General features: G+C 43.7%; 8 protein-coding genes. All 8 read right to left on the bottom strand.

Features of this window, described 5'->3' with window-relative positions; translation table 11 throughout:
- Positions 1–664 precede the first annotated feature (664 nt).
- Positions 665–1,591: a carbohydrate kinase family protein gene (locus AB2J24_RS19605; RefSeq protein WP_367386775.1), complete on the bottom strand. Its 927-nt coding sequence runs from the start codon at positions 1,589–1,591 to the stop codon at positions 665–667.
- Positions 1,588–2,646, bottom strand: a complete 1,059-nt coding sequence (locus tag AB2J24_RS19600; protein ID WP_367386774.1) for an ABC transporter ATP-binding protein — start codon at positions 2,644–2,646, stop codon at positions 1,588–1,590. The genes AB2J24_RS19605 and AB2J24_RS19600 overlap by 4 nt, the downstream gene beginning before the upstream one ends.
- A complete protein-coding gene (locus AB2J24_RS19595) occupies positions 2,634–4,064 on the bottom strand; it encodes a mannitol dehydrogenase family protein (protein ID WP_367386773.1) in 1,431 nt (476 codons plus the stop codon). The genes AB2J24_RS19600 and AB2J24_RS19595 overlap by 13 nt, the downstream gene beginning before the upstream one ends.
- Complete coding sequence (locus tag AB2J24_RS19590) at positions 4,061–4,957, bottom strand: helix-turn-helix domain-containing protein (RefSeq protein ID WP_162651920.1); 897 nt, start codon at positions 4,955–4,957, stop codon at positions 4,061–4,063. The genes AB2J24_RS19595 and AB2J24_RS19590 overlap by 4 nt, the downstream gene beginning before the upstream one ends.
- Positions 4,958–4,961: 4 nt before the next feature.
- On the bottom strand, positions 4,962–5,309 hold the full coding sequence (locus tag AB2J24_RS19585; RefSeq protein ID WP_244627831.1) for an SDR family oxidoreductase: 348 nt from the start codon (positions 5,307–5,309) through the stop codon (positions 4,962–4,964).
- Complete coding sequence (locus AB2J24_RS19580) at positions 5,306–6,142, bottom strand: carbohydrate ABC transporter permease (protein ID WP_162651918.1); 837 nt, start codon at positions 6,140–6,142, stop codon at positions 5,306–5,308. The genes AB2J24_RS19585 and AB2J24_RS19580 overlap by 4 nt, the downstream gene beginning before the upstream one ends.
- A gap of 11 nt (positions 6,143–6,153) precedes the next feature.
- The gene (locus AB2J24_RS19575) at positions 6,154–7,092 is read right to left on the bottom strand and encodes a carbohydrate ABC transporter permease (protein WP_162651917.1); all 939 of its coding nucleotides are present in this window, start codon (positions 7,090–7,092) and stop codon (positions 6,154–6,156) included.
- 168 nt (positions 7,093–7,260) lie between these two features.
- A complete protein-coding gene (locus tag AB2J24_RS19570) occupies positions 7,261–8,544 on the bottom strand; it encodes an ABC transporter substrate-binding protein (protein ID WP_367386772.1) in 1,284 nt (427 codons plus the stop codon).
- Positions 8,545–8,967 lie beyond the last annotated feature (423 nt).

The following is an 8,967-nucleotide window of genomic DNA, read 5'->3' as shown; positions in this document are numbered from 1 at the left end:
CAATGAAAAAGACATAAACCAAGATCAAAACGGGCTAATACCCTGACAATACTACTCGCGATCCAAAACCGCGCTAGACAATCCAAATCAACTCAAACACTTTATCAACAATATCGGCCAGAAGCAGAATATTAGAATCTCGGCTGTATATTTAAGCGTATGCTGCTAATTCATATAAATATTATTATGTCTGTATGCAGGCTTTATCTATTAATTCTTGCATTGAGTTTCATTCTGTCAATGTCACTCCCTGATATTCATACCGTAGGTAATTCTCGCTCAGAATCCTGCTATTGAACCGATGCAATGATTGGCTACGTGGAATGTGGTGAAGCAGTTATTTCCGGTTATTTGAAAGAACTTCTGTATAACTTATGGTTAAGTCTTTTGATTCCCCCTATGACCATAGTCCTGCAAATGAACCTAAAATTTACTGTGATATCAATCTTGATGTAAGCACCGATATGCTTGCTAGTTTACTACGTCTATTCTCGCCGACAAATTAAATTAATTATTTGCAGGTGATTGTCGCGTAATTCCGCAATTGGCCAATTCTCACCCTGATAAGGCTGCCTTAGAACTTTTGATCTTAAAGTAACAACAGTTCTCTTGAAATCAAATGAGGACTTCGGGCTCGTGCCTGATGGAGATACTTTAGCCGTGATCAGAGTTCATTTTTCCATGGCGGATTTGCACCAGATCGCGAAACTGTAACAGCAGCAATTTTTGCAGCATATGATAGCGCTTCTTCCAATGTGGCTTGTTCAATATTTTGAAGGACTGATTTTTCAAGTAATTTTAAACTCGATAGTTTTGCCAAAAATCCAGCATTGAATGTATCGCCTGCGCCGACAGTATCGACAACTTCAACGGCTTGCCCGTTAACAGATACATTCTGACCATTGCCATAAAGAGCGATTGCGCCATCCTCACCCTTGGTAAGAATAACGATGGATGGTCCTAGAGACTTCACATGTTCCAACTTGACATCAAGGCTAGCATTATCTGGAATAATCCAGTTGAGGTCTTCATCTGATATTTTGACGATATCTGCCATTTTCATCAGTTTATTAAGTCTGGCGCGATAACGCCCCTCATCTGCAATGAATGAACGGCGAATGTTTGGATCAAGCATCACGATATGGTCTGGCGCAAGATGTGCAGCTAAATCAGAATAGACGTCTCCACATGGCTCTGATGCGAGACTTATTCCGCCGAAGTAACAAGCTTTATATCCATCGACATTTTCTGGCAATGTATAAGACGTAAGCATTCTGCCTGCTGAATTTTCATCAAAAAATGAATATCTGGCATGCCCATTTTCTAATTGCACAAATGCCAGTGTTGTTGGTCTGTCTGAGCGAATAAGCGGAGACACATCGACATTACTTTCCAGCAGTGACTTGATGAGTTGTTTGCCAAATAGATCTGTTGAGACGCCCGATAGAAGGCCAACGTCTATATCCAACCGACCTAGAGCAATGGCTGTATTAAATATAGCGCCGCCACAGTAAGGCGCAAAAGCCTGTTTACCATCAGCAATGTCCGTGGCAATCATATCTATTAGAGCTTCACCGCAGCATAATATCATTTAATGCGTTGCTCGGTTTGTTTATCGAATAAATGAACTCTGCTTGGATCCATAGCAAGGTGAATAATTTCACCTTTTTTATCGCTGCTGAAATCTTCAGCTTTTGCAACGAACTCAACACCATCTTCGCGAATGAGATGGGCAATCACGTGATCACCTAACTGTTCAATAAGGTCGAGCCTCCCGCTAATAACGGCTTCTTCTGGTTTGCAGCTAATAAGATGCTCAGGACGTAGGCCCACAACAATTTCGCCGTTCGAGTTTTTAGGTGTCGGCGCGACTGCTACGGGGCCGCCAACAAAGACGTTTTCTGCATCGGGTTTAACGTCGAACATGTTCATAGCCGGACTGCCAATAAATTTGGCAACGAATAGATTGTCCGGCGTGGAATAAAGTTCCATAGGTTTGCCAACTTGTTCAATCAACCCGTCACGCAACACCACAATTTTGTCTGCCAGTGTCATCGCTTCAACTTGATCGTGGGTCACATAAATCATCGTTGAACCTAGGCGCTCATGCAAACGGGCGATTTCAAGCCGTGTTTGCCCACGTAGCGCTGCATCAAGATTTGACAAAGGCTCATCAAACAAGAACACTTCTGGCTCTCGAACAATGGCGCGCCCAATAGCGACACGTTGTCGTTGGCCACCTGAAAGCGCACGGGGCGTGCGTTGTAGATATTCCTCTATGTGGAGTATTTTCGCTGCCGCATTTACACGACGATCAATCTCATCTTTGGGCGTTTTAGCCTGTTTTAAGCCAAATGCCATATTGTTGAAAACCGTCATATGGGGGTAAAGGGCGTAGGTTTGGAACACCATGGCCACACCGCGTTTTGCAGGCGCAACTTCGTTCACAACGCGATCACCAATTGAGATTTCACCTCCAGAAATTTCTTCCAAACCAGCAATCATTCTCAACAGGGTGGATTTACCACAACCTGATGGTCCGACAAATACAACGAACTCTCCATCATCAATGTCAAGGTCCACTCCATGCATAACTTTTGTAGTGCCATAGGATTTTACAACGTCTCTTATCGTTAAACCGGCCATCGTTTTTCTACCTCTCTGATGGCATTGGTCATGCCATCAATAAATGCTGGATACTGATTGGGTAATTCGGCCCAAAGCTGTTTTGATTGCGCAAATTTGGCCTCTGCTCCATCAGCAAGAAGCGGTTTTAAATCCTGCCAAAATGGATCGTGATAATTGACTTTGAGCTGCCCGTTGGCAAATCGCCTTGCATAGACATACCAACTTGCGACACATAGATATGTGTGAACAGGAACAATTCCTTGATGCAAACATGATTCTAATGTCGGTCGAATAAAGATGGGCATCTTGGAATACCCATCCATGCAAATTCGCTCCAGTTGATCTGCGATTGCTTGATTGGAAAAGCGAGCTGTGATTTCAGCCAAATAGTCAGCCTTATCAAAGGGCAAATCAATATTTAACCCGGGCAAAACCTCAATTTTCTCAAAATTATCGAAAATAGTACTCAATTCAGGGTCTAGGATGGCTTGATCATAAGTCGTGTGACCTTTGATGGTGCCGAAATAACACAAACCTGTATGTCCACCATTTAAGATGCGGATTTTGGCTTCTTCATAAGGGTCAACATCTTCAACAACTTCGACGCCGACTTTGGCAATATCGGGCATAGGTGCCTTAAAGTGATCTTCCAAAACCCACTGAATAAATGTTTCTGCATGAATTGGGTCATCGTTAAGAGAACCTGTTACGGCAGAAATCTCTCCGCGCAACCCATCGCTGGCGCGCGGTGTAATTCGGTCCACCATTGAACAGGGGAAGCTTACATTTCTTTCCACCCAATTAAGCAGCTCACTTTCACCAAGTTGCTTAAGATATGCGCAAAAACTCCGCTCAAGCATTTTACCATTTGCCCGGATGTTATCGCAGCACAATAGATTAAGTGGATTGCCGTGCGCATGCTGGCGTTTCTTTAGTGCAGATGTCAAAAATGCATATACAGACTGTTTTTCACCACCCTGTAATTCAGCGACAATAACGGGTTCATTCAAATTGAGAGAAAAATCATTGTTGAGATAATATCCACTTTCAGTCACAGTGATGGAGACGGCAAAAACACTTTCGCGAGAGATTAAATTTTCCGTAGCTTGTTGATTGTTTGTCCAATCTGAAAACGCGCAATGCGGGCGTATGCGTTGATACCTTTTTTCTCCATCCGGTGTTGTTGTTTTAAGAACATAGCCGCCTTTTGCTTTCGCGGATTCTGCGAAATTTTCAGCTTCTGAAGCGCGTAAGTTTACAGCAGCAATACCCCAACGCAGATCGCCGGACTTCTGCATATATTCATCAATATACACAGCCATATGGGCGCGATGGAAAGCGCCGTATCCGATATGCACAATCCCGATCTCGCATGCAGTTCTATCATAATCAGACGCGGGGATCTCCCGATTTATGTCAACTGACATAACTGTCATGACGAAAATCTTTGTTTTGGTGCTAGTTCACTTAATGCCAAATCACGATACTCCGTTGGTGTCATGTTCTTCATTTTTAAAAAATGTCGATTAAAGTTTGCAAGATTGTGGAAGCCTACTGAAAAGCAGATGGATGCGACTTGCTCGTCGGTAGAGTAAAGCATGGAACAAGCTTGGCTAATTCGAATTCTATTCACAAACTCGACGAATTTATTCCCTGTAAAACGTTGGAAGTTCCGTGAGAAAGCAGCCGAACTCATTCTCGCCATTTCGGCTGCCATTTCAACGGAAATATCTTCTGCAAAATGTTTGGTGATATGATCGATAACCTCGGCGATACGCGCTTGTTTAGAATTGCCCTCTGGTTGCACCATTCCAGCAACAGATAATGGTAGTTTCTCTACGTGTTCATTCACACGTACAAGAAACCGCAAGAATGCAACGATGCGTTCTGATCCTCTTGTGCTTCTAATGCGTTCCAAATGCCCTTTTGCAAAAATTGGATTGAAACCGGTAAATTCAATGCCAGATTTTGCCAGCTCAAACATGGCTTCCATCTCTTGAAATTCAGGGAAAGCTTCTGCAAGTTTATCAACACTCTCTTGGCTGAACTGTACCATCATATCGCGGATTTCAACCGGCTCCGGATGAGCAACTTCATCCGTTACCCAATTATGTGGTAGTTGTGGCCCGGTCATAAAGAGAGACCCCGGTACGAACTCACCTATGTAATCCCCGACAAATGCTTTACCACGTGTTGCCACGACTAAGTGAAGTTCATATTCGGCGTGACTATGCCAACGACAAAGATTGGTTGGCCAACCGTGTTCGAGATAGCGGATAGTTTCCGTCGCACGGTCCACGTATTCCAATTCGGGTAAGAGGATTGACATTTGGCTACCTCAACACATTTCCACCATCAACGCTTAATGTTTGCGCTGTGATATACATAGATTGTTCTGAGGCAAGAAAAATCGCAATACGAGCAACGTCTCTTGGCGTCCCCATATAGCCAAGAGGAATAGCTTCCCCAACGTCATTTTTTTTCTGCAGTAGCTCTTTACTTTCAATTTTGGCAAAGAGTGCATCTATAACACTGGGAGAATTTGCATTGACGCGAATTTCATAGGGAAACAGTGCGAGTGCTGCGAAGTGTTCTGCAATGATACCTCCGATGCCTCCAATGGCATTATTTACCAAGCAGTTTTTGCCTTTTAAATTTACGGGTGCGGGATTAAAGCTCATTTCACCGCTCCGAATGTAAGACCCTGTACAAGTTGCTTTTGGCAGAACCATCCGAGAACCACGATGGGACCAACAGCCGCTGCAGAGACTGCTGACAAACGACCAAAGAACAAACCTTCAGGTGCACGGTTACCTTCAATTAACGTTGCGAGCGTTGCTGCATCGATTGTGGTAAGACGAACCGTCCAATAGGCCTCGTTCCAGCAAAAAATAAAAGTCAAAAGTGCCGTGGATGCAACACCGCCCCATGCTAGCGGGATAAGGATATCTTTGATCTCACCCCAAGTTGTCACGCCGTCCATCTTACCTGCTTCGATGATTTCTTTTGGAATTTCTTTGAAGTATGTAAACAACATCCATATCGCAATGGGTAAGTTAATGAGACATAAAACGACGATGACAAGGAAATGTGTGTCATAAATCTGCAGGAAGTTTTTTGTCAAAAAAGTCATCGGGTAGAGAACAGCTGCTGCGGGTAGCATCTTGGTGGAGAGCATCCACATTAAAATATCTTTAGTGTGGCGGCTAGGATTAAACGCCATCGCATAGGCGGCTGGCACGCCAACAAACAAGGCAAAAGCGGTTGCAAATGTTGATGTAATGACCGAATTGATGGCAAAGCGCCAATAATCATAGTTTTCCGTCATATTGAGATAGTTCTCAAGTGTCGGTGTGAATACAAACAGGAATTCAGGTTTTACCGCATCCGCATCCGTTTTGAAGCTTGTAAAAACCAACCAGAAAATCGGAAAGAAGAAGATGATCGCAACAGTCCAAGCCAAAACAGGCAAGAAGGTTTTTCCAAATTTGGATCTTTGAGCAACAATAGCCATAATCTAATCCTCTAATCCATCAAACTTTTGCCGATCATGCGCAGTAAAAATAATGCTACGATGTTCGCCAATATGACTGCAAATATACCCGTGGCACTTGCGGCACCAATATTATTTGAAGCAAATTCACCAATGAGATATGGTAGGTTTTTATTCCCGTTACCTCTACTTACAATTTCTATTTCCGCGTAGAGTGATAAGTGAAAAATTGATTGTATCATCACCACAATCGCCATCGGTCTTGCCAAATGTGGCAGTGTTAAATTGCGGAATTGTGACCAAGCGTTCGCACCATCCAGAACTGCCGCTTCCTTTTGCTGCTGGTCTTCTGACTGTAAAGACGTCATAAAGATTAGCACTGCAAATGGCGTCCATTGCCAAGCAACCATAATAATTACAGCGTAAGATGCTGTTTGTGTTGCTCGGAAAGATATTGGTTGTAACTCAGGCCATAGCGAGAAAAAGTCGCCGAGAACGGGGAAGTCTTTCAAGCCGTTGATGAGTTCGTTCAACGCGCCAACGGCAAGTCCGTTAAGCCCCAAAACCGGATCAAGTATCATGTTAATCCAAAGAACGGCATTTACCGCAGGCATTACAAAAAACGGTGAAATAAGGAGAACGCGGACAGCGCCACGCCCGGGAAATGATCTGTTGATAAGGACGGCGATTGCCAGCCCCAAAGTCACAGTTATAGCCAAAATGCTACCGACAATGAATAAGCTGTTTTGTACTGCATACCAAAAGTCTTTCGCGTTTAGAACATATTCGAAGTTCCCTAGCCCGCGCCAGTTACTGAGGCTTGGTGTCGTCCATTCCGGTCTACGTGCGCTATTTAGAACATAACGAATAAAAGAGAAATATAGGGTCATCCCTAAAGGGACGATCATCCAGATGAGTAGTAGCAAAACAGCTGGTGTTTGAAGCAAACGTGGAAGAGTTCTTTTAGACATGATCTGGTAACTCCTACAGGGCTGATCGCTCGCGAAACTCATAATTCGGTTGATTATTATCAACCAGTTTATGATGCCAAGTTCGACAAATTAAATATTTGGCAATTCACATTCAGGGTAACAGGTTTGGCGGCGGACCGCCGAACCAATTTGTTTACTACCAGATTATTAGTAGTAACCAGCTTCTGCCATGATAGCGTCTGCAGCTTTTTGAGCTGCTGCTAGTGCTTCATCAACTGATTTTGCACCAGAAAGAGCTGCTGCCATTTCTTGTGCAACCGCTGAACCAACCTCTGGGAATTCCGGGATAGCAGCGAACTGAACACCAACATATGGCTTCAGGTCTGTTGCTTCAGGAGCAGCTGATTCAATCGCAGCCATTTCAGCAGACGCAAATTTAGCAACTGCTTTGAACTCTGGATACGAATAAGTTGATGCACGTGTACCTGTTGGTACTTTGCCCCAACCAAACTCTGGATGGTCAGCAACAGCTTTGATGTATTCTTTAGATGTTGACCATTCGATGAATTTCTTAGCTTCATCTGAATTTGGTGAGCCAGCTGGAACAGCCATTGCCCATGCCCACAACCAGTTTGCACCTACAGGGTTACCGGCATTTGGAGACTGAGCGTAAGCAACACCGTCAACTTCTAGGAAAGAAGCAGCAATTGTTGCATCAATCCACATGCCACATTTACCTTCGTTGTAAAGAGCAAGGATTTCGTTAAATGAGTTACCTTCTGAACCTGGAGGTCCGTAGTTACCCAAAAGATCAACGTAGAAGTTGATTGCAGCTTTCCATTCAGCAGACTCAAGCTGAGGTTTGAAATCTTTGTCAAACCATGCGCCACCGAATGAGTTTACGAGAGTTGTGATGAACGCCATGTTATCACCCCAGCCTGGCTTACCACGCAAACATGCGCCATAAACACCATTGTCTGGATCGTGCATTGCAGCTGCAGCTTTTTTGATGTTGTCCCAAGAATCATTGTCTGCAACAGAAACACCAACAGCATCTGCTAGATCTTTGCGGTACATGACCATTGATGACTCACCATAAAATGGTGCTGCATATAGTGTGCCTTCGTGTGACAAACCATTGCGCATTGCTGGTAGCATGTCTTCGATGTCGTATTCAGCGCCAAACTCAAGCGGCTCAATCCAGCCTGCAGCACCCCATATTGGAGCTTCTTGCATGCCGATATTGATGATGTCGTATTGTCCGCCACCAGTTGCAGTGTCAGAAGTTACTTGCTCGCGTAGAACGCCTTCTTCCAAAGAAACCCAGTTTAGCTTAACGCCAGTTTCTTCAGTATAAGCTTCAGCAACTTTTTGCATATTGATCATGTGACCGTTGTTCACGATCGCGATTGTTAATTCTGCACCAAATGCAGGAATTGCAGTTGTTGTACACAGGGCAAGTGCAAATGCACCATTACGAAGTGTCTTCATATTATCCTCCCAAGGAACAGACGCACCATGCGTCTTGGGCTAATACTCGGCGAAATTTCATACGCGCGTCTAATATTTTTTCCGCTATAAACTATACTTTTTTGCACATTTTTTAACAAACACGCAAAAAAAATAATGTTTTTCTACCATCTACGATAGTTGTGGCTTGAATAATTAGAAAATCCTAGAACAGGATCATGCTAAAATATGTAGAGCTTTCAAGATTTCACTTTGTGCCATTTTCGGCATTACTAAATAAAAAAGTAGACGATGCTTGCTGGTAAACTTCCGGATTGGGCCGATATTGTTGATAAAGTGTTTGAGTTGATTTGGATTGTCTAGCGCGGTTTTGGATCGCGAGTAGTATTGTCAGGGTATTAGCCCGTTTTGATCTTGGTTTATGTCTTTTTCATTGTATCAAGC

Source organism: Lentilitoribacter sp. EG35, from assembly GCF_040784015.1.
Lineage (GTDB): Bacteria > Pseudomonadota > Alphaproteobacteria > Rhizobiales > Rhizobiaceae > Lentilitoribacter.
This window is presented reverse-complemented; position numbering and strand designations above follow the sequence as displayed.